Source organism: Allobosea sp. OAE752, assembly GCF_050433265.1.
Taxonomy (GTDB): Bacteria; Pseudomonadota; Alphaproteobacteria; order Rhizobiales; family Beijerinckiaceae; genus Allobosea; species Allobosea spartocytisi.
The window spans coordinates 217151-243306 of the sequence record NZ_JBNPXO010000001.1 but is presented as its reverse complement, the minus strand read 5'-3'; the positions used below and the strand labels follow the sequence as shown (position 1 = coordinate 243306).

Genomic DNA, 26156 nt, shown 5'->3' with positions numbered 1-26156 from the left:
TTCAGAACGACCCAGACGCTTCATCTCGATGTGCAGAATCAGAACGGCCGGCAGGAATCCGCTGGCCATTCTGGTCGATTAAGCACCGGATCATTCGCGACCCAGTGCCATTCTATCTGCTTCTAGGTGCCGCATTGGCGCTTCAAGGTGCCAAACTTTCTGCGCCTGAGATAAGCCGCCGGCCTCATTCCGGATCATTCGTCGGCCCGCTGGAGTTTTATGTTGAACAAATCCCGGGTGCGTACCAGTGACCAGTGAGATTGCGGTCGCTTTCGTAAACTGCGGCAAACTTCACTTTTCCCCACACACTGCGCCGTATGCGAACGGCCTGGATCTTGACGGCGGCCTCGTCATGGACTTACACTTAACTCAATGGTTAAGTTTCAGGATGCGCAGCTCGACCGCACCTTCTCTGCCCTGGCGGACCCGACGCGCCGGGCCTTGCTGGCGCGGCTGGAGCAGGAGGATGGGCTGTCCGTCAGTGAGCTGGCGAAGCCCTTTCCGGTCTCGCTGCCGGCGGTGATGAAGCATCTCGACGTCCTGTCCGACGCCGGGTTGCTGACGCGGACCAAGGCGGGGCGCACCGTGTCCTGCCATCTCAACGCCGGGCCGATGGAGGAAGCGATGAGCTGGCTCGCCCGCTATCAGAGGTTCTGGACTGAACGGCTCGATGCTCTGGCCGCGCTGCTGGATGCGCGGCGCCAGGGGCGAGATTGACGAGAGGCTGGGAGAAGGCATGCATCAGCCGGTGACACCGAGCCTCACCATGAAACGCCGGCTGAATGCGAACCTGGCGGAGGTCTACCAGGCCTGGACCGATCCCGAATTGCTGGTTCGCTGGTTCGGGCCGGAAAACGTGGTGGCGCAGGAGGCCGAGATCGATCCCCATGTCGACGGCGCCTACCGGGTCGTCATGCTGGAGGATAATGGCGCGCGCCATGAGGTCTCCGGCCGCTATCTCGAGGTGGTCGAGAACGAGCGCCTCGTCTTCAGCTGGTCCTGGGTGACGACGCCGGAACGCGTTTCGCGCGTGACGGTTACATTGAAGCCCGATGGCGACGGCACGCTCCTGACACTGCTGCACGAGAAGCTGTTCGATGATGCCGCTGTCCGCGGCCACACCCATGGCTGGACGGGCTCGATGGTCAAGCTGGAGGCCTTCTTCGCCTGAGGTCAAGGCGAGCCTCGCTCATCCGTATCCGGCGCCAGCGAGGAGCGCCGCCGCCGATGCCGAACCGGCGCCAGCGGAGGAGAGGAGACGATGGAACACAGGATCGTGTCGCGCGAGCCGTCGCGCGCCGCGCTGCACCCGTCTCGAGCGGTCGGTTCCCGCTGCGGTTGAGGCGGGCGCAAATGTGCCACCGATACTGAAGTTGAGTTGATATCAACCTATGTGGCGCCGGATGGGCCGGCGCGATTCAAGAGGAGACTACACGATGGCTTATGTCGAAGGTTTCGTGGTCGCGGTTCCCGCCGCCAACAAGGATGTCTACCGCAAGCATGCGAAGGAGGCGCTGCCGCTCTTCAAGGAGTTCGGTGTCACCCGCATGGTCGAGGCCTGGGGCGACGAGGTGCCGGACGGCAAGGTCACCGACTTCAAGGGCGCCGTGAAGGCGACGCCCGACGAGGTCGTGGTCTTCTCCTGGTTCGAGTATCCCGACCGGAAGACGCGCGACGCGGCCAATGCGAAGATGATGAGCGATCCGCGCATGGCGTCGATGGGGCAGTCGATGCCTTTCGACGGCAAGCGCATGATCATGGGCGGCTTCGACGCGCTCGTCGATGACGGCGAAGGCGGCGCGGCGGGTTATGTCGATGGCGTGCTGATCGCCGTGCCGCAGGAACGCAAGGCGGATTTCCGCGACTATGCGGCGGGGCTCTCCGCGCTGTTCACGGATCACGGCGCGCGCCGCGTCGTCGATGCCTGGGGTGACGATGTGCCGGATGGCAAGGTCACGGATTTCAAGGGCGCAGTGAAGGCGAAGGACGGCGAGGCCGTCGTGTTCGGCTGGGTCGAATGGCCGACCAAAGCCGCCCGCGACGAGGCCTGGGGCAAGATCAGGCAGGATGCGCGGATGAACGGCATGCCCATGCCATTCGACGGCCAGCGCATGGTCTATGGTGGTTTCACCACCTTGCTGGACGCCTGAGCCGGGCGCCGCCTGGGCCAGGGACACCGGGCAGCACATGACAGGGCTGTCCGGAAGCCCTTGCCCCGGCTGACGAAATCGCCGAGAGGGGAAGGGCTGGCCCACCGGAACCTTCTCCATGCTCGCAGGCATTCCCATCGGCGATCTCGTCTTCCTCGCCGTCTCGCTCGTGCTGGCGGGGGCCGTGACGGGGTTGCTCGCCGGCGTCTTCGGCGTCGGCGGCGGCGCGGTCATCGTGCCGGTGCTCTACGAGGTCTTCCGCGTCATCGGCGTGCCGGAGGAGGTCCGGATGCCGCTCAGCGTCGGCACCTCGCTCGCCGTCATCATCCCGACCTCGATCCGCTCCTTCAACGCTCACCGCGCCAAGGGGCTGGTCGATCTCTCGATCCTCAAGGTCTGGGCCGTGCCGGTGGTGCTTGGCGTCCTCGTCGGCAGCTATATCGCGCGCTACGCGCCGGCCGATCTCTTCAAGATCGTCTTCGTCGTCGTCGCGACGATCTCCGCCATCCGCCTGCTCTTCGCGGCGGATCGCTGGAAATTCGGCGAGGAGATGCCGGGCAAGCCGCTGATGGTCGCCTATGGCGGCGTCATCGGCGTGCTCTCCTCGCTGATGGGCATCGGCGGCGGCCAGCTTTCCAGCCTGTTCATGACCTTCTACGGCCGCCCGATCCACCAGGCGGTGGCGACCTCATCGGGGCTCGGCGTGCTGATCTCGATCCCCGGCGCGCTCGGCTTCATCTATGCCGGCTGGCCGAAGATGGACATCCTGCCGCCGTTCTCTCTCGGCTACGTCTCGCTGCTCGGCATGATCCTGTTCATCCCGACCTCGATCTGGACGGCGCCGATCGGGGCCCGGCTGGCGCACCGGCTCTCGAAGCGGCGGCTGGAGGTGGCCTTCGGCCTCTTCCTGCTCGTCGTCGCCGGGCGCTTCATCTGGTCCCTGCTCCACTGAAGCGGCGCGAGGCGAGGGGATGAGCGAGCCGATGATCCGCCTGCTGCAACCCGCCGACCATCCGGCACTGGCTGCGCTGATGGTCGAGATGCAGGGGCACTACCGGGTGCCGTGCCCGCCGGTGGCGGAGATTCGCGCCGACCTTGCCGCTCTCCCGGCCGGCGTGGACATCCTCGTCGCGGTGAAGGGGGAGGCGGTCCGGGGCTTCGCCTCGGCCTGCAACCTCTATCCGGGGCCGGGGCTGAAATCGGGCTTCTTCCTGAAGGAGATCTACGTTGCCGATGCCGCCCGCGGCAAAGGGCTCGGCCGCGCGCTGATGCAGGCCCTCGCGGCATTGGCGCTGGAACGCGGCCACAGGCGCCTCGACTGGACCGCCGACGCCGACGATCCGGCCCTGCTGCGCTTCTATGAGAGCCTTGGCGCAGTCGCGCAGACGAAGAAGGTCTTTTATCGCCTGACCGGTGAGGCGCTGGCGGCGGTGGCGAAGAGGTAGAAGCCGTCATTCTCGGGCGCAGCGAAGCGTAGACCCGAGAAGACCGTGACGAGAGTGTGCCGGTTTCCGAGATGCTCGGGTCAAGCCCGAGCATGACGCGGCGGCCCCGGCGGCTTCTCCCGCAAACTCGACCGCTCCGGCAATTCCGCCATGATTGCCAGTCGCTCGGCCTCGCTGAGGCCCGACCACTGCGCGATTTCGTCGAGCGTGCGTCCGCAGCCCTCGCAGAGCCCGCTCGCCGGGTCGATGACGCAAACCTTGATGCAGGGCGTCGAGACGGTGCTCATCGCCCCGCCCATCCCAGCGCGAGCGCGAGCCCGAGATAGATCGCGATCTCGGCAAGCTGCTGGACGGCGCCGACGATATCGCCGGTCTGCCCCCCGATCAGCCGGCGCGCCAGCCGGGCCAACACCGCTGCCGCCCCATGCGCCAGCGCGAAGCCGGCCAGCAATCCGGCCAGCGGGAGATGTGCGGCAAGCGCGATTCCGGTCGCCCCGATAAGGCTCAAGCCCAGCGCGATCCGCGCCGTGGCGAGGCTGGGCTGGCCGACCGCCGCCGAGGCGCCGCCGCTGCGCGCCGGAGGCTGGGTCGCAAGCAGGAGCAGGCCTTCCGCGCGTGACCACGGCGCTGCGACGAGCACCGCCGCCGCAGCGCCCCAGGCGCCGGCATGGTCGAGTATCCCCGCGATCAGGCTCGCGCGCAGCAGCAGCGACAGCCCCAGCGCCATCGCGCCATAGGAGCCGATGCGGCTGTCTTTCATGATCTCCAGCCGGCGCTCGACCGTATGCCCGCCGAACAGCCCGTCGGCGCTGTCGGCGAGCCCGTCCTCATGGAAGGCGCCGGTGCTCAGCGCCAGCGCAGTCAGGGCGAGCGCCGCGACGACCATCCCGCTGAGGCCCGCAAGCCCCCCGATCAGGGTGACGAGCGCCGCCGGCAGCGCGATCGCCAGCGCCGCGAAGGGCAGGGCGCGTGGCACCAGCCTGAAATCGGGAATGCCGTGCAGATCGCCTTCGCCCGGCAGCCGGGGCACGGGCAGGCGCGAATAGAAGCGGATGCAGATCGCGGTCGCGGCAAGCCAGCCCGGCCAGATCGGCGGGCTGTCCTGCATCGGTTCCACGCTGGTTTCCGCTTCCGCCATGCCGGCTTCGCGCTCCCGTCGATTGTCTTCCACCTGCCGAGCCTATAGCAGCAGCATCAACCTTGCCGCCACGCCGATGCGCTGCTGCGGCGTTTGCGTGATGGATCTGATCTCATGTCCGCTTCCGGTTTGCCCTTCGACGATATCCGCGAGCTCATCGCCGCGATGCCCGGCCCCGACATGGCGGCGGCGAATGCGGTGCGCGCCCGCGACGCCAACCTCACCAAGCCGGCCGGCAGCCTCGGCCGCATGGAGGAGATCGCCGAATGGCTCGCCGCCTGGCAGGGCAAGGCCCCGCCCGAGGTGCGGCGCCCGCTGGTCTGCGTCTTCGCCGGCAACCATGGCGTGGTGGCGCAGGGCGTCTCGGCCTATCCGCAGGCGGTGACGCGCCAGATGCTGGAGAATTTCGCTGCCGGCGGCGCGGCGATCAACCAGATCTGCGCAGCCTATGATCTCGGCTTCAAGGTCTTCGACCTCGCGCTCGACCTGCCGACCGGCGACTTCACCCAGACCGACGCGCTCGACGAGCGCGCCTGTGTCGCGACCATGGCTTTTGGCATGGAGGCGCTGGCCGGTGGCGCCGATCTGCTCTGCCTTGGCGAGATGGGCATCGGCAACACCACCTCGGCCGCGGCGATCTATGCCGCGCTCTATGGTGGCGACGTGGCCCGCTGGTGCGGGCGCGGCACCGGCATCGACGATGAGGGTTTCAAGCGCAAGGTCGCGGCGGTGGAGAAGGGCCTGGCCCTGCACCGCGCCCATCTCAAGGACCCGCTCGAGGTGTTGCGCCGCCTCGGCGGGCGCGAGATCGCGGCGATCTGTGGCGCCATCATCGCCGCGCGCTCGCAGCGCATCCCGGTGATCCTCGATGGCTATGTCGTCACCGCCGCGGCCGCGATCCTGCACGCCATCGAGCCCTCGGCCATCGACCATTGCCTGGCCGGGCATCTCTCGACCGAGGGCGCCCATGCCGAGGTGCTGGCCCGGCTCGGCAAGGTGCCGCTGCTGGCGCTCGACATGCGCCTCGGCGAGGGCTCGGGCGCCGCGCTGGCAGCGGGCCTCGTCAAGGCCGCCGCCGCGATCCATTCGGGCATGGCGACCTTCGAACAGGCGCAGGTGGCGCGCAAGGACTGACGCCGGCTGAGTTAAGCGGGGGGAAGCGCACCGTCAGGGCTCGCTGCCTTGCCGGTCACCCTCGTGTGGCGATGGCCCCCGCTGTCCTATGTCGTCTGACGGTCGTCAGAATGACGTCGAGCAGTTCCGCCTGCGCTTCCTCTCGCGAAATCTCGTTGGCCGCGGCAGCGCCCGAGAGTGCCTCGGCTGCTCCGAGCACCCCCCAAAACGCAGCGGCCGGGATCGGAATGTCGGCGAAGGGCTGGAGCGCCGCTCGGCACTTTCCGATGAAGATCGCGCTATAGCCGCGCTTGAGCTGGTCGAGCTCCGGCGAACCGGCAAGCGCAGCCGTGACGCCCGGAATCTCCCGCCCTTGAGTGAGGACGCAATCGACGTAGCACGCGGCGATCACGCCGGCGCGCGCGTCGAGCAGCTGAGGGCTATTTGCGAGCGCCTCGTCCATCAGCGCCGTCTGGCGTTGATCGTATTCGCGGTAAAGCGCCGCCAAGAGGCCCGCCCGCGTGCCGAAATGATCGTAGACGACAGGCTTGGTCACGCCGGCCTCTTCGCTCAGGCGGCCCAGGCTCAACGCGTCGGTCCCGTCTCGGCGCACGAGGCGCCAGGCGACGTCGATCAATTGGCGGTAGCGCTCGTCGCGCGTCAGCCGCTGCCGCATCGCGGTGGGGCCCGCATCGGAGCGGGCAGGTGGGAGGGAGGTTGACATTTAATATACCATTGGTAACTTACTAAAAGTATATAAGCGCGATGGCGGATGCGCAATCGCTTTCGGAGATCGGTCATGCACAGCCTCATCGTTGTCTCTCATCCCTTGCCCCAATCGCTGGCGCATGCCGTGGCCAGGCGGATTGCCAATGGGATTGGCGAGACCGGCCATTCCAGCGAGATCGCCGATCTTTCGGCTGAGGGTTTCGACCCCCGCTTCAAAGAGAGCGACATCACAGCCCATCTCAGGCAGGCGCCTGCAGATGCCGCCGTTCTGGCCGAGCAGGCGCGCCTGGACCGGGCCGATGCGCTCGTCCTGGTCTATCCCGTCTATTGGTGGTCTTTTCCCGGCTTGCTGAAAGGCTGGATCGACCGCGTCTTCAGCAATGGCTGGGCTTACGAGGAGGTGCCCGGCGGCCGCGTGGTGAAGAAGCTGGGCCACCTGTCGATCCATCTTGTCGCCATTGGCGGCGCCGACCTGCGGACCTATGCCCGCCATGGCTATTTTGGCGCGATGAGAACGCAGATCGACCACGGCATCTTCGGCTATTGCGGCGCGCCGGTGCGCCGTTCGGAGCTGCTGCTGCCGAACGCGCCCGACGATGCTTCCAATGTCATCGATGAGGCCGGGCGCATTGGCCGCGCCATCTTCGATCAGCCGGCAGCCGTAAAGGCTGCGTGACAAGGCCCGACCGGCGCCGGATCAGGCATCGTAATCCGTCTTCAGCGCCGCGCGCTCGGCATGGCGCTCCAGCGCAAGCTCGATCAGCCGGGTGATCAGGTCGCGATAGGCCATGCCGGAGGCTTCCATCATCTTCGGATACATGCTGATCGCGGTGAAGCCGGGCAGGGTGTTGATCTCGTTGAAGTAGAATTCGCCGCTCTTCCGGTCGAGGAAGAAGTCGACGCGCGCCAGCCCGCTGCATTCGAGCGCCAGGAAGGCCGTCTTAGCCAGTTCCCGGACGCGCTCCATCTGTGCGGGCTCGAGCTTCGCCGGCAGGTCGACGGTCGCGCCGTCCTGGTCGATATACTTGGCCTCGTAGGAATAGAACTCGTGCTTGGGGTGGGCGTTGAGTTCGCTCGCCACGCTGACGAAGGGCGGGTCGCCGTCGAGCACCGCGACCTCGACCTCGCGGGCGTCGATGCCCTGCTCGATCAGGACGCGCGTATCGTAGCGGAAGGCGTCGACGAGGGCGGCGTCGAGATCCTCCCAGCGCTTCACCTTATGGACGCCGACGCTGGAGCCCATATTGCAGGGCTTGATGAAGACCGGCAGCGTCAGCTTCGCCTGCGCCGCCGTGCCGACCGCCGCCGGATCGCGCTGGAACTCGCGCCTGGCCACCGTCACATAAGGCGCGACCGGCAGCCCCGCGAGCGCGGCGAGCCGCTTGGCGATGTCCTTGTGCATGCCGATGGCGGAGGCGAGCACGCCCGAGCCGACATAGGCGGCACCGGACAGCTCCAGCAGGCCCTGCACGGCCCCGTCCTCGCAGAGCGGGCCGTGGATCACCGGAAACACCACGTCGATGCCGCCATCCGTCGCGGTGCCGTCGAGCGCCGCGACCTGCAGCCCGCCGGTTCCATCGGCGGCGAGGCGGATTTCCGGCGCATCCGCGTGGATCGGCAGGCTCTCCGCATTCCACTCGGCCAGGCGCTTGGGATCCTGCCGCTGCCAGCGGCCCTGCTTGTCGATGCTGACCGGGATCAGCTCGAAGCGATCCCGGTCGAGATGGCGCACCACGGAGGCCCCGGATTTGAGCGAGACCTCATGCTCTCCCGACTTGCCGCCATAGAGCACCGCGACGCGGATTTTGCCGTTCATGGTCCAGTGATCCAGTGCTGAGGCGGAGATGGGAGGCGCCGGGAGGGATGGCGGTCTTGTCGGGCGATCATGGCTTTGTGATGAAGCTTTGGCCGGTGGCGGAGCTCAGGCCGCACGCGGTTTCGGCTTCGGTTCGGGCAGGGCGGGCAGGGCGTCCATCACCCGCTCGGCCGGCAGGGTGATGGTGACCTCGGTGCCGCCGCGAGGCTTCGACCTGAGGAGGAAGCCGCCGCCATGCAGATCGACCAGCCCCTTGACGATCGGCAGGCCCAGGCCTGAGCCCTGCTCGGCGGTCTTGATGGCGAGCGAGCCCCGCCCGAAGCTCTGCATAACGATCGGGATCTCGTTCTCGGGGATGCCCGGCCCGGTGTCGGTGATCGTGACATATTGTCCGCCGGTGGCCGTCCAGCCGATCTTCATGGTGATCTCGCCGCCCTGCGGGGTGAACTTGATCGCGTTCGACAGGATGTTGAGCACCACCTGCCGGATGGCCCGCTCATCGGCCCAGACGCGCGGCAGGTCGGGTTCGGCGAATTCGCGGATCATCTGGCCCTTGGCCTTGGCGCGCAGCGCCAGCATGTGGCGGCAATCCTCGACGATGCCGATGAGGGAGATCGCCTCCTCGTTCAGCTCGTATTTGCCGGCCTCGATGCGGGAAAGGTCGAGGATCTCGTTGATCAGGTTGAGCAGATGCTGGCCCGAGCCGTGGATGTCGCCCGAATACTCCCTGTAGGCGGCATTGGCATGGGCGCCGAAGATCTCGTTCTTCATCACCTCGGAAAAGCCGAGGATGGCGTTGAGCGGGGTGCGCAGCTCATGGCTCATCGTGGCGAGAAAGCGGGATTTGGCGAGGTTCGCTTCCTCGGCCTTGCGCCGCGCCTCGTCCGAATTGGCGTTGGCGGTCTCCAGCTCCGCGAACAGCGCATCCTTCTCGGCCCGGAAGCCGATGGTCTCGACCGAGCTGGCATAGAGGCGGTTGGCGAGGAAGATGAAGAAGAGCTGCGCCGAGGCCGCCATCAGCGCCATGGTGATGCTGTCGATGTCGCGCTTGTCCCAAAAGAACAGCATGATGCCGAGGATGATCGGGCTTAAGCCCGCATAGACCGCGAGCGGGATCGAGGCCGAGAGCATCACCGTCAGCGCGCTGACGATCAGCAAGGCGGTGGTCACGAAGATTTTCGCGCCGGGAGCGTCGATCTGCGCGAAGAGCACGAGAAGCGCCGCCCAACACAGGCCGTGGAAGCCTTCCGCCAGCGCGAACCAGCGGCGCCAGCGCGCCGGGCGGATGTCCTCCGGGCGTTTGGTGAGATAGCGGCGCGACAGCCCGACGATGACGAGCGCGCTGGCCAGCACGAAAGCGCTCCAGGACGCGGCGAGGTAGACGGGCAGCCACAGGCAGGCCGCGGCCGCGATGCCGAGCGTGAGCACCATCGTGCCGACGGAGCCGGAAACCCGGTATTGCGCGAAGCTGCGCAGGAGCTCGTTGTCGAAGGCGCGCTCGAGGCCGGACGAGGAGGTCAGCCGCTCGCGGACGGTCTTGACCTCCCTCGTGAGCAGCTTGCGGCGCGCGACGGCGGCAGGGTCCGGCCCGCGCCCGCGCTGCACCTGTTCGGCCGTCACTTCCGCCATGGCAAAGGGTACGCATCCTCGTTCCGCGGCGCGGGTTGCGCAGCGGGCTCGCCATCATGGACACCAAATCGTTAAGCTCTTCCTGATGGCGCGTTTCGGATTCGGTCGATCTCGTTCTGGTCCTTTCGGCTGGCGCCGCGTCGGGCGCCTGACCGATCTCGTCGTCGCGCTCGGAATTCTGGGCTTTCTCGCGCTGGCGGGGGCGATCCTCCAGTACCGTCTCGGGCCGGCGCGGGTGCTCTCCGGCCCGGCGCAGGCGATCGACGGCGATTCGATCCGCCTGCTCGGCGAGGAATTGCGGCTCGAAGGGCTGGACGCACCGGAATACCGCCAGAGCTGCACGGATGCCGGCGGGCGCGGCGTCGCCTGCGGGCGCGAGGCGCGGCGCGCGTTGCAGGCCCTGCTGGCGCGGGGGCTGACGACCTGCGAGATCGGCAAGAGCGACCGTTACGGCCGCGGCTTGGCTCGCTGCCGGCAGGGCGACGAGGACATCAACGCCACCATGGTGCGCGACGGGCAGGCGGTTTCCTACGGCGCCTATCAGGCCGAGGAAGCGCAGGCCCGCGCGGCCGGGCGCGGGCTCTGGGCCCTGCGCTTCGAGCGGCCGGAAGCCTGGCGGCGCAGCCATCCCCGCTGAGGGGCCGTTTTGACATAAGAGCCCTCATCCCGAGGAGCCGCGTAGCGGCGTCTCGAAGGATGCTCCAGATGGTTCCGGCGTCTCCTGGAGCATCCTTCGAGACGCAGCCTTCGGCTGCTCCTCGGGACGAGGGCTCGAATATCCCGGCTTCCGAGGAAGCAGGCGCCATCCTCGCGTCAAGAAGCGCTATGATACGGTTGACCGTCCGGCACGGGCCGTGATCCGGTGCGGCCGGAGACGGAGACGATCTGATGAAGCTCTATGATGGCGGCCGCGCCCCGAACCCGCGACGGGTCCGCATCTTCTTCGCGGAGAAGGGCGTGCCGCTGCCGGAACTCATCCCGGTCGACATCGCCAAGAAGGAGCACAGGACCGAGGCGTTCAGGCGGATCAACCCGGCGCAGCGCCTGCCCGTCCTCCAGCTCGACGACGGCACGGCGCTGGCCGAGACCATCGCGATCTGCCGCTATATCGAGGGCCTTCACCCGCATCCGCCGCTGTTCGGCCGGGAGGCCAAGCAGCAGGCGCTGATCGAGATGTGGAACCGCAGGATCGAGCTCGGCCTGTTCAGCAGCGTCTCTGCCGTCTTCCGCCACAGCCATCCCTCCATGGCCGAGCTCGAGGCGCAGGTTCCGGAATGGGCCGAGATCAACCGCGAGCAGATCGACGACCATCTCCTGGTGCTCGAGCTGCAGCTCGCTGCCAACCCCTTCGTCTGCGGCGACGAGCTGACGGTCGCCGACATCACCGCCGGCATCGCCATCGACTTCATGAAGCCCTCCCGGATTCGACTGCCGGAGGATTTCGTCCATATCCGCCGCTGGCATGGCGACATCTCGGCTCGCCCGAGCTGGAAGGCGTGATGCGGTATCTGGCCTTCGTTCTGGCCGTCCTGTCGGGACTGCTGACGCCCGCCCATGCGGCCGAGCGCCTCAAGGGCGAGCAGATCCAGCGCGCCTTCGAGGGCAATACCGTCACCGGCCGCTACACCAATGGCGGCTTCTTCACCGAGTTTCATGCGCCCGACGGGCGCGCGCTCGGCCATAATGGCTGGCAGCCCAACACCGACGCCTGCTGGATCACCAAGCGCGATCAGGTCTGCTACTATTACGGCCCGCCCGAGAACCGCACGGTGCATTGCTTCACCGTCGAGATGAGCGGCGATCTCTACGTGCTGCGCAACAGCGGCAACGGCATGGTCAATGCGCTCGCCAAGGTCGAACTCGGAAATCCGCGCGGCCACACCGACAATGGCAAGCCCTGGTATTGCGACGGTCTGATCTCGCGGGCACCGGCCCCGCCGATGAGCCGGAGGCTGGCGCAGCGATGACAGCATCGGCCGTCCGGAGCGCGATCCTCGTCCTGGCCCTCACCGCCACGGCCGGCGCCGGCGCGGCCGAGCGCCTCACCGGCCCGCAGATCCGGCAGGCTTTCGAGGGCAATACCGTGACGGGGCTTTATTCCGGCAGCAACCTGCCCTTCAGCGAGTATCACCATGCGGATGGCCGCGCGCTGGGCCATAATCGCCATGTGCCGAACACGGATGCCTGCTGGACCACGACGGAGGACGCGGTCTGCTATTATTACGGCCCGGTCGACAAGCGCCGCACCTATTGCTTCACCATCGAGACCAGCGGCGCGCTTTACGTCATCCGCAACCGCCCGAGCGGACGCATCAACGGTCTGGCGCGGATCGAACCCGGCGATCCGCATGGCTTCGTCAAAAAATCGGAGAACTGGGTCTGCGACGGGCTGATTTCGCGGGCGCCCGGCCGTGGGAAGCTCGCCAGCATATTATCGAACGAAGCGGGTTCGCATGAAGACGATGCGATGAAGCAAGGAGCCGGAGCCACTTCGCCGATCGGAGAAACGCGGAGCGACCCCGGCCGATGAGCGCGCAGGAGACGCTGGACGAGGTCCTGCACGAGTTGCGGGCCTGCCGGATCTGCCGCGATGCGCCGCGTTATCTGCCGCCGCTGCCGCATCAGCCGCGTCCGGTCATTCAGGCCTCGGCGACGGCGCGGCTGTGCATCGCCGGGCAGGCGCCGGGCACGCGCGTCCATGCCAGCGGGCGGCCCTTCACCGATGCGTCCGGCGTGCGGCTACGGCGCTGGCTCGGCATCGACGAGGCGGTCTTCTACGATTCCGCCAAGGTCGCGGTCGTGCCGATGGGCCATTGCTTCCCGGGGCAGGACGCCAAGGGCGGCGACCTGCCGCCGCGGCGCGAATGCGCGCCGGCCTGGCGCGAGCGCGTCTTCGCGGCGATGCCCCGGATCGAGCTCGTCCTCGCCATCGGGCGCTATGCTCAGGACTGGCATCTGGCTGAGGGGAAGGGGCGCGGCCTCACCGCGACGGTGGCAGACTGGCGCGAGCTGCTGGCGCGGCCCGTGCATCCGCGTGTCGTGCCGCTGCCGCACCCGTCTTGGCGCAACAATGCCTGGCTGCGGCTGAACCCTTGGTTCGAGGCTGAATTGGTGCCGGTGCTGCAACGGGAGGTCGCGCGGCTGGTCGCCTGAGCCGACGCCGGGGCGGCCGTTCAGTAGCGGAACGGGCCGGAATCGAGGCCGCGATCGACGCTGCCACGCACGCTCACCACCGAGCGAACCGGCCCGAGCGCGGTCTGCCCGCGGCTTTCGACATAGGCCATGCCGTCGGTGCGGCTGCCATAGCCGCTGCGCGAGCTCTTGCCGAATTCGGCCCTGACCGCGCCGCCGACACGCACGCAGAAGGTCGAGCCTTCGAGCCGCACGAAGCCCGCGCCATATTCGGGGCAGGGGCGGGCGCCCTTGGCAGGGGCGGGAGCGGCCTTGCTGAAGGCTTCGCGCGGCTGCGCCCGGCCGGGCAGGGCCTCGCCGATCGACTGGGCCATGGCGGCGCCGGGCAGCGAAGCCAGAAGCAGGAAGGTGGCGAAGCGGAGCATGGCTGATTCCCGAAGCGACAACCGATCATGACGGTGCCGCAAGGCGCAGTTGTGGCAGGTCATCGTAACGGCACGCCCGCCCTGTGGGAAGAAGTGGAACAAAAACGAAAAAGCCCGGCCGAAGCCGGGCTTTGACGTCGCGGGCAGGGCTCCCGAGCGGAAGGCTCAGCGGGCGCGGGTGCGCACCTGGAAGACGTCGAAGGTGAGTTCGGCGATCTGCCACCACAGATACTGGTCGGAGCGGAAGGCGGCCATCGCCTCGATCGCCTTCTTGAAGTCCGGGTTCTTGGCCGAGATTTCCGAATAGAGCTCGTTCGAGGCCTTGAGGCTCGCTTCCATCACGTCCTGCGGGAAAGGGCGAAGCTGCGTGCCGGCGGCCACGAGGCGCTTCAGCGCCGGCGGGTTCACCACGTCGTATTTCGCGGCCATCTGCGTGTTGGCATAGGTGCAGGCGGCGGTCAGCGCGGCCTGATAGGTCTTCGGCAGCGAATTCCATTTCTCCAAGTTAACGAAGGCGTGGACGGTCGGCCCGCCCTCCCAGAAGCCCGGATAGTAGTAGTAGGGTGCGACCTTGGCGAAGCCGAGCTTCTCGTCGTCATAGGGGCCGACCCACTCGGCGCCGTCGATCGTGCCCTTTTCCAGCGCCGGGTAGATGTCGCCGCCGCCGAGCTGCTGCGGCACGACGCCGAGCTTCTGCAGCACGGAGCCGGCGATGCCGCCGATGCGCATCTTCAGGCCCTGCAGGTCGGCCGTCGTCTTGATCTCCTTGCGGAACCAGCCGCCCATCTGCGCGCCGGTGTTGCCGCAGGGCAGGCCGTAGGCGTTGAACTTCTTGTAGAACTCGTTGAACAGCTCGTTGCCGCCATGCTGGAACAGCCAGGCGTTCTGCTGGCGGGCGTTGAGGCCGAACGGCACCGAGGCGGCGATCGCGAAGGTCGGATCCTTGCCGACATAGTAATACGAGACGGTGTGGCACATCTCGACGGTGTTGTTGCTGACCGCGTCGAGCGCCTGCAGGGCCGGGACGATCTCGCCCGCGGCGAAGACCTGGATCTGGAACTTTCCGTCCGTCAGGTCGGAGACCATCTTGGCCATGACCTCGGCGCCGCCATAGATCGTGTCGAGCGACTTCGGGAAGGACGAGGCCAGACGCCACTTCACCTCTGGATTGGACTGCGCCACCGCCGGCATGGCGACGGCGGTGGCCGCGGCACCCGCTGCCGCGGTCTGGATGAACTGACGACGCTTCATGGGGACATCTCCTCGGAAGGCACTCGGTTTTTCGAGCTTATGTGGACGCGACGGCGACACATGCCGAACATGCGCCGGGGTTCTAACGCAATCGCTGCATGAATCGCGAGGGGATTCAACCGTTGGGACTGAGACTTTCGGCTAAAGTCCGGCCTGAACAGGGCATGGGAGGCCCTGTTTTTCAAGGCTTGGCCATGGGCGCCGCGGCTGCTTTAAGGGCGCGATGATCGAGACGGAACGATTGCTGCTGCGCCGGCCCTCTCGCGAGGATCTCGATCCCATTCACGCCATGCGCTCGGACCCCGAGGTCGTCCGCTTCATCGGCGGCAAGGCGCTGTCGCGCGAGGAGGCCTGGCAGCGATTGACGCGCAGCGCCGGCAACTGGGCCTTGCTCGGCTACGGCTTCTTCGCCGTGGTCGAGAAGGCGAGCGGCCGTCTCGTCGGTGAGGCCGGGCTGATGCAGGCCCATCGCGGCCTCGGCGAGCGGTTCGACCCATTCCCCGAGGCGGGCTGGGTCTTCACGCGCGAGGCGCAGGGCAGGGGCTATGCGACCGAGGCCGCCTTGGCGTCCCATGACTGGTTCGGGCGCGTCGTCGGCGCGTCGCGCACCGTCTGCATCATCGCGCCGGAAAATCTGGGATCGATGCGGGTTGCCGCCAAACTGGGCTACACGCCCTTCGGCTCGGCCTGCTATCACGACGCGACGGTCACGATGCTCGAGCGCCCGGCCGGGTGAGCGGCGGGACCGGACAGGCGGCAAGGGAGAGGGTCTCATGGATCAGGACAAGCTCGGGCGGCTCAGGGCTCGCTATGCCGGGGCAGGCGGCGGCGATATCCATGATCCGCGCTTTGCCAAGGTTGCCGCCGACCAGTTCCAGGGCGACCGGCGCAAATGGCCTTTCGCCGATGTCGCGACCTTCATCGGCGCCCCGTACCGGCCGGATGCGCTGGGCAAGCCGGATCTCGGTGGCCTCGATGTCGCGATTATCGGCCTGCCGATGGATCTGGGCGTGACCAACCGGGCCGGCACGCGGCTCGGGCCCCGTGCGGTCAGGGCCGTCGAGCGCATCGGGCCGATGGACCATGTGCTGGGCACGGCGCCGCTGGGCATGGTCAAGGTGGCGGATATCGGCGATGTGCCCTTCCGCTCGCGCTATTCGCTGGAAAGCTGCCACGAGGACATCGAGGCGACCTTCCGCAGCATCGTCGAGGCCGGCGTCTCCACGCTTGCCGTCGGCGGCGACCATTCCATCACCTATCCGATCCTGAAGGCCGTGGGGGCCAAGCGCCCGGTCGGCATGGTCCATATCGACGCCCATTGCGATACGTCGGGACCCTATGAGGGCTCGAAATTCCACCATGGCGGCCCCTTCCGGCAGGCGGTGCTCGACGGCGTGCTCGATCCCGAGCGCGTGATCCAGATCGGCATCCGCGGCGGCGCCGAATATCTCTGGGAGTTCTCCTACGAGTCGGGCATGACCGTGATCCACGCCAATGAGGTCGACGATCTCGGGATCGAGGCCGTGATCGCCAGGGCGCTCGCCGTCATCGGCGACGGGCCGACCTATGTTTCCTTCGATGTCGATTCGCTCGACCCCGCCTTCGCGCCCGGCACCGGCACGCCGGAGGTCGGCGGCCTGACGCCGCGCGAGGCGCTGGCGATCCTGCGCGGGCTGAAGGGACGAAACATCGTTGCGGCCGATGTCGTCGAGGTCGCGCCGCAATACGATGCCACGAGCAACACGGCGCAGTGCGCGGCGCAGGTGCTCTTCACCGAGCTCTGCCTGATCGCGGAAGCGCGCGCTGCTGGAAAAGGAAGACCATGATGAAACGACCTTCGATGGCGCAGCTTTCCGCTGTGGCCGGGCTTTGCCTGATCGGCTTCGCCGCCCGTGCGGAAGTGCCCGCCAATGGTGCGGCCTATATCGAAGCGTCCGTGGCCGCCGTCGAAAGCATGATGCGGGTCGAGCCGGGCAAGACGAGCCTGCCGCGGCTCTCTGATCCGGTCGCCCGCAAGGTGCTGGAGGATGTCTGGAACGAGAGCGCGATTCTCGGCAAGGCTCCCTATACGGGGGCCGACATCCCCGCTCTGCTCAACATCGTGCAGCAGCAGACGCGGATCCTGCAGGCCTACACGCTGTATTCGCCCGCTCCCGGCAAGACGCCGCCGGATACCGCCCGCAACGTGGTCGAGTATCAGGACGAGCTCGCCCATTCGCATGCCTTCCTGCTGAAGGCGGTCTCGGCCTCCCTGGAGGCGATCAACAATTTCGGTGCCAATCTGTCGCAGGACGAGAAGACCGATGCCCGCTTCCAGGGGCTGCGTCAGATGCGGCTCGGCCTGCAGGAGATCATCACCGGCGTCGCTCTGGCGCTGCGCAATCCGGCGCTGCGCGAGGCCAACCAGACCCTGATCGCGCGCAGCCTGGCCGATAACGCGGCGGGCATTGTGGCCGGCATCGCCCCGCCGGACCGCACGGCTTTGGTCACCGCGCTGCAGGCCGCCCGGCCTTCCCTGAAGCCGGCTGCCGAGAAGGCCGTCAGCGCCTTCATCGCGACGGCGACCAGCGCGCCCTGCAACGGGCTCTGTCGTCTGGAGTGAAGGCTTCTACGCCGGGCGCGTCGCGAGCCAGATCACATGGCGCGCGCCGCGCCCGGTGCGGCTCGCCCGCACCGTGACCTCCTCCGTCGCGAAGCCGGCCGCGCGCAGCCGGCGGGTGAAGCCGTGGTCCGGTCCCGACGACCAGACCGCGAGCACGCCGCCCGGCCGTAAGGACGCCTTGGCGATGCCGAGACCGGTTGCGCCGTAGAGGCGGTCATTGGCGGCGACGGTCAGCCCCTCCGGGCCGTTGTCGACATCGAGCAGGATGCCGTCATAGCGCGCTGTCCCCGCCGCGATCACCGCCATGACGTCTTCGACCGTCAGCGTGACGCGCGAATCGTCGAGACAGCCCGCGAAGACCGGCGCCATCGGCCCCTTCGCCCAGGCGGCGACGGCGGGAATGAGCTCGGCGACCTCGACCGTCGCCTCGCCCGGCAAGGCGGCGAGCGCCGCCCGCAGGGTGAAGCCCATGCCGAGCCCGCCGATGAGCAGGGACGGGCGGGGCCGCGGCGCGAGACGCTCGCAGACGAGCCGCGCCAGCGCCTCCTCCGAGCCGCTGAGGCGGCTGTTCATCAGCTCGTTGCTGCCGAGCATGATCGAGAACTCGCTGCCGCGCTGCTTCAGCCGCAAGGTGCCGCTGCCGTCGGGAAGAGCGGCGGTGTCGAGCACGGTCCAGGGCAGCATGAGGCTCTCGCGGTCGGGTTGGCGATGGAGCCTTATAGCCCGGACGGGGCGGCTGGCGAGGCATCGGGGGCGGTCATCGGGCGATATGCGCCTCCGTCATGGCTCTCGACCATCTCGGCAGTTGCTGTGGCGCACAAGACATGGCTATCTGATGCTGCAGCGCAGCATGCGCCTGCTCTCCCTTTGCCGAAAGCCTTCGCTATGTCTCTCGCCGCGAATGATCGCAGCCTGAATGTTTCTGCGCCTGTCACGGCCGCCACTCCGGCCGGGCTGGTGCTGTTCGCGCTCGCCATGGGCGGTTTCGCCATCGGCACGACCGAATTCGCCTCGATGAGCCTGCTGCCCTATTTCGCGGCCGGGCTCGGCATCGACGAGCCGACCGCGGGGCATGTCATCAGCATCTATGCGCTGGGCGTGGTCGTCGGCGCGCCCCTGATCGCGGTTCTGGCGGCGCGGATCCCGCGGCGCACCCTGCTGATCGCGCTGATGGGCCTCTTCGCTCTCGGCAATCTCCTGAGCGCGCTCGCGCCGAGCTATCACTGGATGCTGTTCTTCCGGTTCCTCAGCGGCCTGCCGCATGGCGCCTATTTCGGCGTGGCGGCGCTGGTCGCGGCCTCGCTCTCGGCGCCCAATCGCCGGGCGCAATCCGTGGCGCGGGTCATGCTGGGGCTCACCATCGCGACGATTCTTGGCGTGCCGGTCGCGAGCTGGATGGGGCAGGCGCTGGGCTGGCGGACCGGCTTTGGCATCGTCGCGGTGCTGGCGCTGCTGACCGTGCTCCTGGTCGCCCTCTATGCGCCGCGCGACAGCGTGCAGCCGGGCGCGAGCCCCTTGCGCGAGCTCGGTGCGCTGAAGCGCCGGCAGGTCTGGCTGACGCTCGGCATCGGCGCCATCGGCTTCGGCGGCCTCTTCGCGGTCTACACCTATGTCGCCTCGACCCTGATGGCGGTGACGCAGGTCTCGCCCGTCGTCGTTCCCGTTGTGTTGTCGGTCTTCGGCGTCGGCCTCACCGTCGGCACGCTTTTCGCCGGCTGGGCTGCCGACCGGGCATTGATGCCCTCGATCGGCGGGCTCCTGCTCTGGAGCGCGGTCTGGCTCGCCGCCTTCCCCTTCGCCGCCGGCAACATCTGGGCCGTCTCGCTGGTCGTCTTCATGATCGGCAGCGGCGGCGGCCTCGGCGCGATGCTGCAGACGCGATTGATGGATGTGGCCGAGGACGCGCAGACGCTGGCCGCCGCCCTCAACCACAGCGCCTTCAACACGGCCAACGCGCTCGGGCCTTGGCTCGGCGGCATGGCGATCGCCGCGGGTTATGGCTGGACCTCGACCGGCTGGGTCGGCGCCGCGCTCGCGCTCGGGGGCATCGCGATCTGGGGCGTTTCGCTGCTCGACGACCGCCTGTCGCGCCGGCGCTGAGATCGACTTTCGCAGCAGGCCTGCGGGCCTCGCGCCTTTTGCCCAATCGGATCAGCGGTTTACCCTGCGATAAATTTCGGCGGGGCCGCCTGGAAAAGCTGCGTCTGCCCACTTGCGGCTGCGGTGAGACTTCGCCCAATCTGTAGGCACAAGGTGCGGCCGGGAAGAGGGAACACCCGGCCGTTCAACCTGCGGGAGGCACCATGAAGAGTTTCGTTCGTTTCATCGCCGCGGCAGCGCTCACCGTCGTGGGCGCCACCGGCGCACTGGCGCAGGCCAAGGAGTGGAAGGAGATCCGCATCGGCACGGAGGGCGCCTACCCGCCCTACAACAACCTGAATGCGAAGAAGGAGCTCGAGGGCTTCGAGATCGACTACGGCAACCTGCTCTGCGAGAAGATGAAGGTGAAATGCACCTGGGTGGTGCAGGACTGGGACGGCATCATCCCCGCGCTGCAGGCCAATAAATACGACGTCATCTTTGCCGGCATGAACGCGACCGACGAGCGCAAGAAGCAGGTCGATTTCACGGCGGTCTACAGCAAGACGCCGATCTGGATGATCGGCCCGAAGACCATCAAGTCGGACGATGTCTCGCCGGCCGCCCTCAAGGGCAAGTCGGTCGGCGCGCAGGGCTCGACCATCCACGCCAACTTCCTCGAGAAATTCTACAAGGATTCCGACATCCGCCTCTATCCGACGCAGGAAGAGGCCAATCTCGACCTGCTCAACGGCCGCCTCGACTACATCGTCGCCGATGCGCTGGCGCTCGCCGATTTCCTCAAGGGCAAAGGCAAGGATTGCTGCCGCAAGATCGCCGAGGTGAAGCGCGACGACGCCATCCATGGCCCCGGTGTCGCGGGTGCGGTGCGCAAATCCGACGTGGCCCTGAAGGAGATGATCAGCAAGGCGATTGCCGAGACCATGGCCGACGGCTCGCACAAGAAGCTCGAGGATAAGTGGTTCAAATACGAGTGAGCCGATCCTCGTGAATCGTTTCCGCCGGCCCGGTCGGGCCGGCGGGCTTGCTGTTCTCCAGCCCCGGCATCCACATGCTCGATAAACTCGCCCTGCTCGGCTTCGGCGATGGCGGCTGGGGGCTGGCGCTTCTGCAGGGCGCCGGCATCACCATCTCGATCGCGCTCGCGACGCTGCCTTTCGGCCTTGCCCTGGGCCTCCTCGTCGCTCTCGGCAAGCGCTCCGACAACGCCGTGCTGCGTGGCATGGCCACGCTCTACACGACGATCTTCCGGGGCGTGCCCGAGCTGTTGACGCTCTACATCATCTATTTCGGCGTGCAGCTCCTGCTCCAGCACCTCTGGCAGTATCTGGGCCTGCCGGGTTCGTTCAGCATGCCGCCCTTCGTCGCCGGCATGGTCGCGCTGGGCGTCGTGCTCTCGGCCTTCTCCAGCGAGGTCTGGGTCGGCGCCTTGAACTCGATCCAGAGGGGCCAGCGCGAAGCCGCCGCGGCGCTCGGCCTCAGCAAGGCGCAGGCCTTCCGCCTCGTGGTGCTGCCGCAGCTCATCCGAGTCGCGCTGCCGGGGCTCGGCAACAACTGGATGGTGCTGCTCAAGGAAACCTCGCTCGTCTCGGTCATCACCCTGCCGGACATCATGTTCATCACCACCCGCGCCAATGTCGTGACCAAGGAGCCGTTCCTGTTCTTCGGCGCGGCGATCCTGATCTATCTCTTCTTCTCGCTGATCTCGGCCAGGGTGGTCGACCGGATGGAGCGGCGCGCCAATCGCGGCTTCGCCGCCTTCGGGGGCGCGACGCGATGAACTGGTGCGAATATCCCGGCTGGCTCGTCGGCAGCGAGGTTTTGCAGAACTACGGCTGTCGCATGGCGTCCGGGCTCTGGATCACGGTCGAGCTGGTGGTGATCTCCGTGCTGATCGGTTTCGTGATGGCGCTCGGCCTCGCCATCGCCCGGCTTTATGGGCCGCGCTGGGCGCAGGCGGCAGTCAACGGCTACACCACCTTTTTCCGCGGCACGCCGCTGCTCTGCCAGCTCTTCCTGGTCTATTACGGCCTCGGCCAGTTCCGCCTCTTCTGGCAGGACACCGGGCTGTGGTGGTTCTTCCGCGATCCGTTCTATTGCGCGGCCCTGACCTTCACGGTGAACACGGCCGCCTATCAGGCGGAGATCCTGCGCGGCGCCATCCAGTCCATTCCGCGCGGTCAGTTCGAGGGGGCCGCCTCGCTCGGCCTGCATCGCTGGGCGACCTTGCGCCTCGTCATCCTGCCGCAGGCGATGATCCTGGCTCTGCGCCCGCTCGGCAACGAATTGATCGTGATGATCAAGTCCAGCGCCGTCGCCTCGCTGGTCACGCTGTTCGACCTGATGGGCGCGACGCGGCTGGCCTTCGCGCGCTCCTTCGACCTCTCGATCTATCTCTATGCGGCGCTGATCTATCTGACGCTGGTCGAGATCATCCGGCGCGTCTGGGATCGGATCGAGCTCAGGCTCAGCCGGCATCTGGCGCTGCGCTGAGAACTTTTAGCCGTCCTCAGCCCGGCAGCGTCAGGACGACGGCGCCGCGCGGGGTCGCGACGACGGTGTGCTCGTACTGGACGGTGGGCGCGCAGGGCTCGCTGTAGAGCGTCCAGCGATCGCCGTCGCCCTGTTCCGCCCAATCGGCGCCCAGCGACAGGAATGGCTCGACGGTGAAGACGAGCCCGTTCGTCATGGTCCGGCGCTCGCGCCGGTCGGGCCAGGTCGCGATCTCCGTCGGCTCCTCATGGAGGGAGCGGCCGCAGCCATGGCTCGCCAGGTTGCGCACCAGCGTATAGCCGTTCTTCTCGGCGAAGCGCCCCACCGCCTGGCCGATGCCGGCGAGCGGCTTGCCCGCGCCGACCTGCCCGATGCCCGCCCAGAGCGCGCGCCGGCCGTCGCGGCACAGGCGCTCCAGCTTGGGCCTGACCGGCGGCACGGCGAAGGACGCGCCGGTATCGGCGAAGAAGCCGTCCTTTTCCGCCGAGACGTCGATATTGACGAGATCGCCGGCCAGGATGCACCGCTCGCCGGGAATGCCGTGGGCGATCTCCTCGTTGACGCTGATGCAGGTGGCGCCGGGGAAGCCATAGGCGAATTCCGGAGCGGGCCGGGCGCCTTGCCGTTCGAGGACATCGCGGCCGATCGCGTCGAGTTCCGCGGTGGTCATGCCGGGCTCGAGCGCCTTGCCCATGGCGGCGAGAGCACGCGCCACGATCGCGCCGATCTCCTTGAGCGCCTGCAGTTCGTCGTCGTTCGAAATGGTCATGGAACCTGAGCTAAGCTGCCACCCGCCCGGCCGCAACGGGAAAAGCCGCATGGGCGGCTGGCGCGCATCCGCCTTCCCGCCTCGGCAACCGCGCGCTAAAGCGTGACGATCTTCGGAAAAGGACAACGGGAGCAGCTCATGGCCAAAGTCGCGTTCATCGGTCTCGGCGTGATGGGATACCCCATGGCGGGCCATCTCAAGGCCAAGGGCCATGAGGTCACCGTCTACAACCGCAACCCGACGAAGGCGCAAGCGTGGGTCGCCCAGCATGGCGGTGTTTCGGCCGCGACCCCCGCCGATGCGGCGAAGGGCCAGGAGTTCGTCTTCTGCTGCGTCGGCAATGACGATGATTTGCGCTCGGTGACGACGGCTGAGAACGGCGCCTTCTCCGGCATGGAGAAGGGAGCAGTCTTCGTCGATCACACCACCGCCTCGGCCAATGTCGCGCGCGAGCTCGACGAGGCCGCGAAGCAGGGCGGCTTCGCCTTCATCGACGCCCCGGTCTCCGGCGGCCAGGCCGGTGCCGAGAACGGCGTGCTGACGGTGATGTGCGGCGGCGAGCCCGAGGCTTACGCCCGCGCCGAGCCGGTCATCGCGAGCTTCGCCCGCATGTGCCGGCTGATGGGCCCCGCCGGTTCCGGTCAGCTCACCAAGATGGTCAACCAGATCTGCATCGCCGGCCTCGTCCAGGCGCTGTCGGAAGGCGTCCACTTCGCCAAGCGCGCGGGCCTGGATGTCGAGACGATGCTGGAGGTGATCTCCAAGGGCGCCGCCGGCTCCTGGCAGATGGAGAACCGCGGCAAGACCATGAACCAGAACAAGTTCGACTTCGGCTTCGCCGTCGACTGGATGCGCAAGGATCTCGGCATCGTGCTCGACGAGGCCCGCCGCAACGGCGCGCAGCTTCCGGTCACGGCGCTGGTCGACCAGTTCTATGCCGAGGTGCAGAAGCTCGGCGGCCGGCGCTGGGACACCTCCAGCCTGATCGCGCGGCTGGAGGGCTGAGTGGAAAGCCGTGGCGGCTGCCCTCAGAGCCGGATGATTTCAGACGGAAACACAGGGTGATTCCATCTGAAATCTGAATCCGTCTCTTATCAAAGAGTTAGAGAAGGATTCATGCGAAAAGCCGGTTCCCACTTTTCGCATCCTGCTCTAAGGACCCGTCTTCATATCCGCCGAGGTCGCGACCGCCTGTTTGCGATCGATCTTGAGATTGGAATCCGGCTTCACCCGCTGCCGATGCATGGTGTAGAGGCCGCTGGCCACGATCAGGACCATGCCGAGGACGGCAATCAGGTCCGGCACATCGCCCCAGACGAGATATCCGCTGAGGACCGCCAGCACGACCGCCGCATAGCGATACTGCGAGATCACGCCGACATCGGCGCGGCGGAAGGCCGAGATGATGCAGAAGGTGCCCAGCGTCACCAGCAGCGCGGCCAGCAGCAGATAGACGAGCTCGATGCGCCAGAGCGGTTGCCAGATCTCCGTCAGCCCGTAGCCCGCGGCGACAAGGCCGACGAGGATCGTCGTGGTCAGCGACACGACGGTCGAGGGCACTTCCGCGCCGATCGTGCGGGTGGTGAGGTCACGGCAAGCCGTCAGCAGGACGCTGATCAGGGCGACGATGGTCGCGGCGCTGAAGGTATCGGTCCCCGGCCGCACGACGATGAGAACGCCGACGAAGCCGACGAGCAGCGCCAGCGTGCGTCGCCAGCCGACGGCCTCGATCCGCAGTGCCACGGCCAGTGCCACGATGATCAGCGGAGTCGCCATGTTGATCGTCGTGATGGTCGCGAGGGGCAGGAGCCCGAGCGACCAGCTGAAGGTCAGGGCGCCACCGGCCTCCAGCAGGCCGCGCAGCACCACATGCGGCTTGAGCGCCATCGTCAGGCGGTCGCCTTCGCCGGCGGCGAAGACCAGCGCGATGCCGATCAGCAGCGCGAAAGCGGCTCGCAAGGCCAGCGCCTGTCCCGGCGGATAGACCTCGCGCGCGAGCTTCATGAACGTGTCGTTACAGACGAAGAGCGTCACCGCCGCGAGCATGAAGGCGATGCCCCGGCGGTTGTCGGCTGCGCTGGCCAAGGCGTTGTCCTGTCGGGATGTGCTTACGCGTCGAAGCGGGAAAGCGAGAAGGGGGCGAGGTCGAAGGGCGAATGGCCGCTCGTCGACAGATCGGCGAGGATCTCGCCGATGGCGCTGGCGAATTTGAAGCCGTGGCCGGAGCAGGCTGAGGCGAAGACGGCCTGCGGCACGCCCGGCACCGTGTCGATGATGAAGTCCTCGTCCGGCGAGACGGTGTAGACGCAGCCCTTCAGGGTCAGCGGCTCGCCGGCAGCGTCGGGGATATAGCGTGCGAGGCATTCGCGGATGAGCCTGACCTGCGTCTCGCTCGGTGTCCGGTCCTGATCGCGCGGGTCCATCGGCTCGCGGCCGAAATGCGGCCCGCCGAGCTTGAAGCCGGGATGCTCGTAGAGCGGGAAGCCGTAGAAGCTGCCCTCCTCGACATGCAGGATGAAGACCGGGAAGGCGCCTTCCCGGAACAGCTCCGGCCGGTGCGTGCTGAACCAGCCGATCGCCTGCTTCACCGTGGCGACGTTCCGGGTCAGCGCCGGCACCGCATCCGCGATCCAGCCGCCCGAGGTGATGACGAGCCGCCCGGCGCTGTAGGTGCCGCGCTCCGTGCGCACCACCACGCCGCCCTGCGCCGTCGGTGTCCAGTCGATGAGCGGCTCGTTGGTGCGGATCTCGGCGCCACGCGCCTGCGCCAGCCCGACATGGGCGTAGATCGCCTTTTCGGAGGCGACGAAGCCGCCATCCGGCTGCCACAGGCCGAGATGGCCGGCCGGCAGCTGGAAGCCGGGGAAGCGGCGCATCGCCTCGGCGGCGTCGATCACCTCATGGCTGAGGCCGTGGTCGAGGCAGGATTGCAGCGAGGATTCGACCGGCCCGCCGCCTTCCGGCGCCAGATCGAGCGAGCCGGTGACGTGCAGCAGCTTCAGCCCCGCCAGCTCCCCCGTCTCGCGCCAGAGCTCATGCGCCCGGCGCACGATCGGCACATAGTGCGAGCCCTCGAAATAGGCGAGGCGGATGATCCGGCTCAGCCCGTGCGAGGAGCCCATGGCATGGCCGAGGTCGAAGCGTTCGAGCCCGAGCACCTTGAGGCCGCGGCGGGCGAGATGCCAGCAGGCGGCCGACCCCATGGCGCCGACGCCGGCGACAATGACGTCATAGCTTTGCTGGCTCATGGGCTCTGGCTCGACCGGGAGGTGGAAAGCCAAGCCATACAGGGGCTTGCCGACCCGGTCCATGGCGCGGCCGGCAGAGCCGCTCCGCTATTTCGAGAAGCCTTTGTTAACGGACG

Annotated in this window: 31 protein-coding genes; 20 read left to right on the top strand and 11 right to left on the bottom strand. The window is 67.5% G+C overall.

The features are described 5' to 3' along the window. Positions 1 to 372: 372 nt before the first annotated feature. The 5 genes from GGC47_RS01170 (at position 373) to GGC47_RS01150 (ending at position 3595) form a co-directional block, all read left to right on the top strand. Positions 373 to 717: an ArsR/SmtB family transcription factor gene (locus GGC47_RS01170; RefSeq protein ID WP_112765132.1), complete on the top strand. Its 345-nt coding sequence runs from the start codon at positions 373 to 375 to the stop codon at positions 715 to 717. Between the two features lie 49 nt (positions 718 to 766). Continuing rightward, positions 767 to 1171 carry an SRPBCC family protein gene (locus GGC47_RS01165; RefSeq protein ID WP_429066557.1) on the top strand — a complete coding sequence of 135 codons (405 nt, stop codon included), beginning with the start codon at positions 767 to 769 and terminating at the stop codon, positions 1169 to 1171. Positions 1172 to 1436: 265 nt separating this feature from the next. Further along, the gene (locus GGC47_RS01160; RefSeq protein ID WP_142020384.1) at positions 1437 to 2150 is read left to right on the top strand and encodes a DUF1428 domain-containing protein; all 714 of its coding nucleotides are present in this window, start codon (positions 1437 to 1439) and stop codon (positions 2148 to 2150) included. Positions 2151 to 2268: 118 nt separating this feature from the next. Next, positions 2269 to 3102, top strand: coding sequence for a sulfite exporter TauE/SafE family protein (locus tag GGC47_RS01155; protein WP_113253186.1), 834 nt, complete (start codon positions 2269 to 2271; stop codon positions 3100 to 3102). Positions 3103 to 3121: 19 nt separating this feature from the next. Further along, positions 3122 to 3595 carry a GNAT family N-acetyltransferase gene (locus GGC47_RS01150; RefSeq protein ID WP_142020385.1) on the top strand — a complete coding sequence of 158 codons (474 nt, stop codon included), beginning with the start codon at positions 3122 to 3124 and terminating at the stop codon, positions 3593 to 3595. Between the two features lie 80 nt (positions 3596 to 3675). Here GGC47_RS01150 and GGC47_RS01145 read toward each other — a convergent pair whose 3' ends face one another. Together GGC47_RS01145 and GGC47_RS01140 are read right to left on the bottom strand one after the other, a co-directional pair. Further along, positions 3676 to 3882, bottom strand: coding sequence for a DUF1289 domain-containing protein (locus tag GGC47_RS01145; RefSeq protein WP_142020386.1), 207 nt, complete (start codon positions 3880 to 3882; stop codon positions 3676 to 3678). Continuing rightward, positions 3879 to 4733, bottom strand: coding sequence for an adenosylcobinamide-GDP ribazoletransferase (locus GGC47_RS01140; protein ID WP_370953996.1), 855 nt, complete (start codon positions 4731 to 4733; stop codon positions 3879 to 3881). Before GGC47_RS01140 ends, GGC47_RS01145 begins: the two co-directional genes overlap by 4 nt. 114 nt (positions 4734 to 4847) lie before the next feature. Here GGC47_RS01140 and cobT point away from each other — a divergent pair, with 114 nt between their 5' ends. Further along, positions 4848 to 5867: a nicotinate-nucleotide--dimethylbenzimidazole phosphoribosyltransferase gene (gene cobT, locus GGC47_RS01135; protein WP_038361709.1), complete on the top strand. Its 1020-nt coding sequence runs from the start codon at positions 4848 to 4850 to the stop codon at positions 5865 to 5867. A gap of 55 nt (positions 5868 to 5922) precedes the next feature. On the opposite strand, the gene GGC47_RS01130 is transcribed toward cobT, so the two are convergent. Further along, complete coding sequence (locus tag GGC47_RS01130; RefSeq protein ID WP_197062724.1) at positions 5923 to 6522, bottom strand: TetR/AcrR family transcriptional regulator; 600 nt, start codon at positions 6520 to 6522, stop codon at positions 5923 to 5925. 123 nt (positions 6523 to 6645) lie between these two features. Between GGC47_RS01130 and GGC47_RS01125 the strand changes: the two genes are divergently transcribed. Further along, positions 6646 to 7251, top strand: a complete 606-nt coding sequence (locus tag GGC47_RS01125; RefSeq protein ID WP_142020388.1) for an NAD(P)H-dependent oxidoreductase — start codon at positions 6646 to 6648, stop codon at positions 7249 to 7251. 21 nt (positions 7252 to 7272) lie between these two features. Here the strand turns inward: GGC47_RS01125 and GGC47_RS01120 are convergent, their stop codons facing one another. Continuing rightward, positions 7273 to 8391: a D-alanine--D-alanine ligase family protein gene (locus tag GGC47_RS01120; RefSeq protein WP_142020389.1), complete on the bottom strand. Its 1119-nt coding sequence runs from the start codon at positions 8389 to 8391 to the stop codon at positions 7273 to 7275. Positions 8392 to 8496: 105 nt separating this feature from the next. Further along, a complete protein-coding gene (locus GGC47_RS01115) occupies positions 8497 to 10020 on the bottom strand; it encodes a sensor histidine kinase (protein ID WP_142020390.1) in 1524 nt (507 codons plus the stop codon). An 85-nt stretch (positions 10021 to 10105) separates the two neighbouring features. On the opposite strand from GGC47_RS01115, the gene GGC47_RS01110 reads away from it, so the two are divergent. The 5 genes from GGC47_RS01110 to GGC47_RS01090 all read left to right on the top strand — a co-directional run bounded on the left by GGC47_RS01110 (position 10106) and on the right by GGC47_RS01090 (position 13173). Continuing rightward, the gene (locus tag GGC47_RS01110) at positions 10106 to 10657 is read left to right on the top strand and encodes a thermonuclease family protein (protein WP_429066552.1); all 552 of its coding nucleotides are present in this window, start codon (positions 10106 to 10108) and stop codon (positions 10655 to 10657) included. A gap of 251 nt (positions 10658 to 10908) precedes the next feature. Next, on the top strand, positions 10909 to 11520 hold the full coding sequence (locus tag GGC47_RS01105; protein WP_038361721.1) for a glutathione S-transferase family protein: 612 nt from the start codon (positions 10909 to 10911) through the stop codon (positions 11518 to 11520). Beyond that, on the top strand, positions 11520 to 11987 hold the full coding sequence (locus GGC47_RS01100; protein WP_142020391.1) for a hypothetical protein: 468 nt from the start codon (positions 11520 to 11522) through the stop codon (positions 11985 to 11987). Before GGC47_RS01105 ends, GGC47_RS01100 begins: the two co-directional genes overlap by 1 nt. Further along, a complete protein-coding gene (locus GGC47_RS01095) occupies positions 11984 to 12550 on the top strand; it encodes a hypothetical protein (protein ID WP_142020392.1) in 567 nt (188 codons plus the stop codon). The genes GGC47_RS01100 and GGC47_RS01095 overlap by 4 nt, the downstream gene beginning before the upstream one ends. Next, positions 12547 to 13173 carry a uracil-DNA glycosylase family protein gene (locus GGC47_RS01090; RefSeq protein WP_142020393.1) on the top strand — a complete coding sequence of 209 codons (627 nt, stop codon included), beginning with the start codon at positions 12547 to 12549 and terminating at the stop codon, positions 13171 to 13173. Before GGC47_RS01095 ends, GGC47_RS01090 begins: the two co-directional genes overlap by 4 nt. A gap of 20 nt (positions 13174 to 13193) precedes the next feature. Here the strand turns inward: GGC47_RS01090 and GGC47_RS01085 are convergent, their stop codons facing one another. Together GGC47_RS01085 and GGC47_RS01080 are read right to left on the bottom strand one after the other, a co-directional pair. After that, complete coding sequence (locus tag GGC47_RS01085) at positions 13194 to 13577, bottom strand: porin (RefSeq protein WP_185747793.1); 384 nt, start codon at positions 13575 to 13577, stop codon at positions 13194 to 13196. 165 nt (positions 13578 to 13742) lie between these two features. Further along, positions 13743 to 14828, bottom strand: a complete 1086-nt coding sequence (locus GGC47_RS01080) for a TRAP transporter substrate-binding protein (protein WP_038361730.1) — start codon at positions 14826 to 14828, stop codon at positions 13743 to 13745. A 223-nt stretch (positions 14829 to 15051) separates the two neighbouring features. Here GGC47_RS01080 and GGC47_RS01075 point away from each other — a divergent pair, with 223 nt between their 5' ends. Genes GGC47_RS01075 through GGC47_RS01065 form a run of 3 tightly spaced genes read left to right on the top strand, consistent with a single transcriptional unit; the run spans position 15052 to position 17430 of the window. After that, positions 15052 to 15564 (top strand): GNAT family N-acetyltransferase, encoded by a 513-nt coding sequence (locus tag GGC47_RS01075; protein ID WP_038361732.1) that lies wholly within the window; start codon positions 15052 to 15054, stop codon positions 15562 to 15564. A 37-nt stretch (positions 15565 to 15601) separates the two neighbouring features. Further along, a complete protein-coding gene (speB, locus tag GGC47_RS01070) occupies positions 15602 to 16654 on the top strand; it encodes an agmatinase (RefSeq protein WP_112764060.1) in 1053 nt (350 codons plus the stop codon). Then, positions 16654 to 17430, top strand: a complete 777-nt coding sequence (locus GGC47_RS01065) for a hypothetical protein (RefSeq protein WP_162737834.1) — start codon at positions 16654 to 16656, stop codon at positions 17428 to 17430. The genes speB and GGC47_RS01065 overlap by 1 nt, the downstream gene beginning before the upstream one ends. Before the next feature lie 6 nt (positions 17431 to 17436). Here GGC47_RS01065 and GGC47_RS01060 read toward each other — a convergent pair whose 3' ends face one another. Beyond that, positions 17437 to 18114 carry a spermidine synthase gene (locus GGC47_RS01060; RefSeq protein ID WP_429066544.1) on the bottom strand — a complete coding sequence of 226 codons (678 nt, stop codon included), beginning with the start codon at positions 18112 to 18114 and terminating at the stop codon, positions 17437 to 17439. 201 nt (positions 18115 to 18315) lie between these two features. Here GGC47_RS01060 and GGC47_RS01055 point away from each other — a divergent pair, with 201 nt between their 5' ends. The 4 genes from GGC47_RS01055 to GGC47_RS01040 all read left to right on the top strand — a co-directional run bounded on the left by GGC47_RS01055 (position 18316) and on the right by GGC47_RS01040 (position 22023). Beyond that, on the top strand, positions 18316 to 19530 hold the full coding sequence (locus GGC47_RS01055; RefSeq protein WP_038361739.1) for an MFS transporter: 1215 nt from the start codon (positions 18316 to 18318) through the stop codon (positions 19528 to 19530). A 203-nt stretch (positions 19531 to 19733) separates the two neighbouring features. Beyond that, entirely contained in the window at positions 19734 to 20507 is a 774-nt protein-coding gene (locus tag GGC47_RS01050) for a transporter substrate-binding domain-containing protein (RefSeq protein WP_429066540.1), read from the top strand. A gap of 74 nt (positions 20508 to 20581) precedes the next feature. Beyond that, positions 20582 to 21310, top strand: a complete 729-nt coding sequence (locus tag GGC47_RS01045; RefSeq protein ID WP_113253316.1) for an ABC transporter permease — start codon at positions 20582 to 20584, stop codon at positions 21308 to 21310. After that, a complete protein-coding gene (locus GGC47_RS01040; RefSeq protein ID WP_038361746.1) occupies positions 21307 to 22023 on the top strand; it encodes an ABC transporter permease in 717 nt (238 codons plus the stop codon). The genes GGC47_RS01045 and GGC47_RS01040 overlap by 4 nt, the downstream gene beginning before the upstream one ends. 16 nt (positions 22024 to 22039) lie before the next feature. Here the strand turns inward: GGC47_RS01040 and map are convergent, their stop codons facing one another. Next, on the bottom strand, positions 22040 to 22792 hold the full coding sequence (gene map / locus GGC47_RS01035) for a type I methionyl aminopeptidase (RefSeq protein ID WP_142020398.1): 753 nt from the start codon (positions 22790 to 22792) through the stop codon (positions 22040 to 22042). A gap of 138 nt (positions 22793 to 22930) precedes the next feature. Between map and GGC47_RS01030 the strand changes: the two genes are divergently transcribed. Next, positions 22931 to 23797: an NAD(P)-dependent oxidoreductase gene (locus GGC47_RS01030; RefSeq protein ID WP_038361750.1), complete on the top strand. Its 867-nt coding sequence runs from the start codon at positions 22931 to 22933 to the stop codon at positions 23795 to 23797. 147 nt (positions 23798 to 23944) lie between these two features. On the opposite strand, the gene GGC47_RS01025 is transcribed toward GGC47_RS01030, so the two are convergent. Next, positions 23945 to 24877 carry a DMT family transporter gene (locus tag GGC47_RS01025; protein WP_051987756.1) on the bottom strand — a complete coding sequence of 311 codons (933 nt, stop codon included), beginning with the start codon at positions 24875 to 24877 and terminating at the stop codon, positions 23945 to 23947. Between the two features lie 23 nt (positions 24878 to 24900). Beyond that, complete coding sequence (gene solA / locus GGC47_RS01020) at positions 24901 to 26040, bottom strand: N-methyl-L-tryptophan oxidase (RefSeq protein WP_142020400.1); 1140 nt, start codon at positions 26038 to 26040, stop codon at positions 24901 to 24903. Between the last annotated feature and the right edge of the window lie 116 nt (positions 26041 to 26156).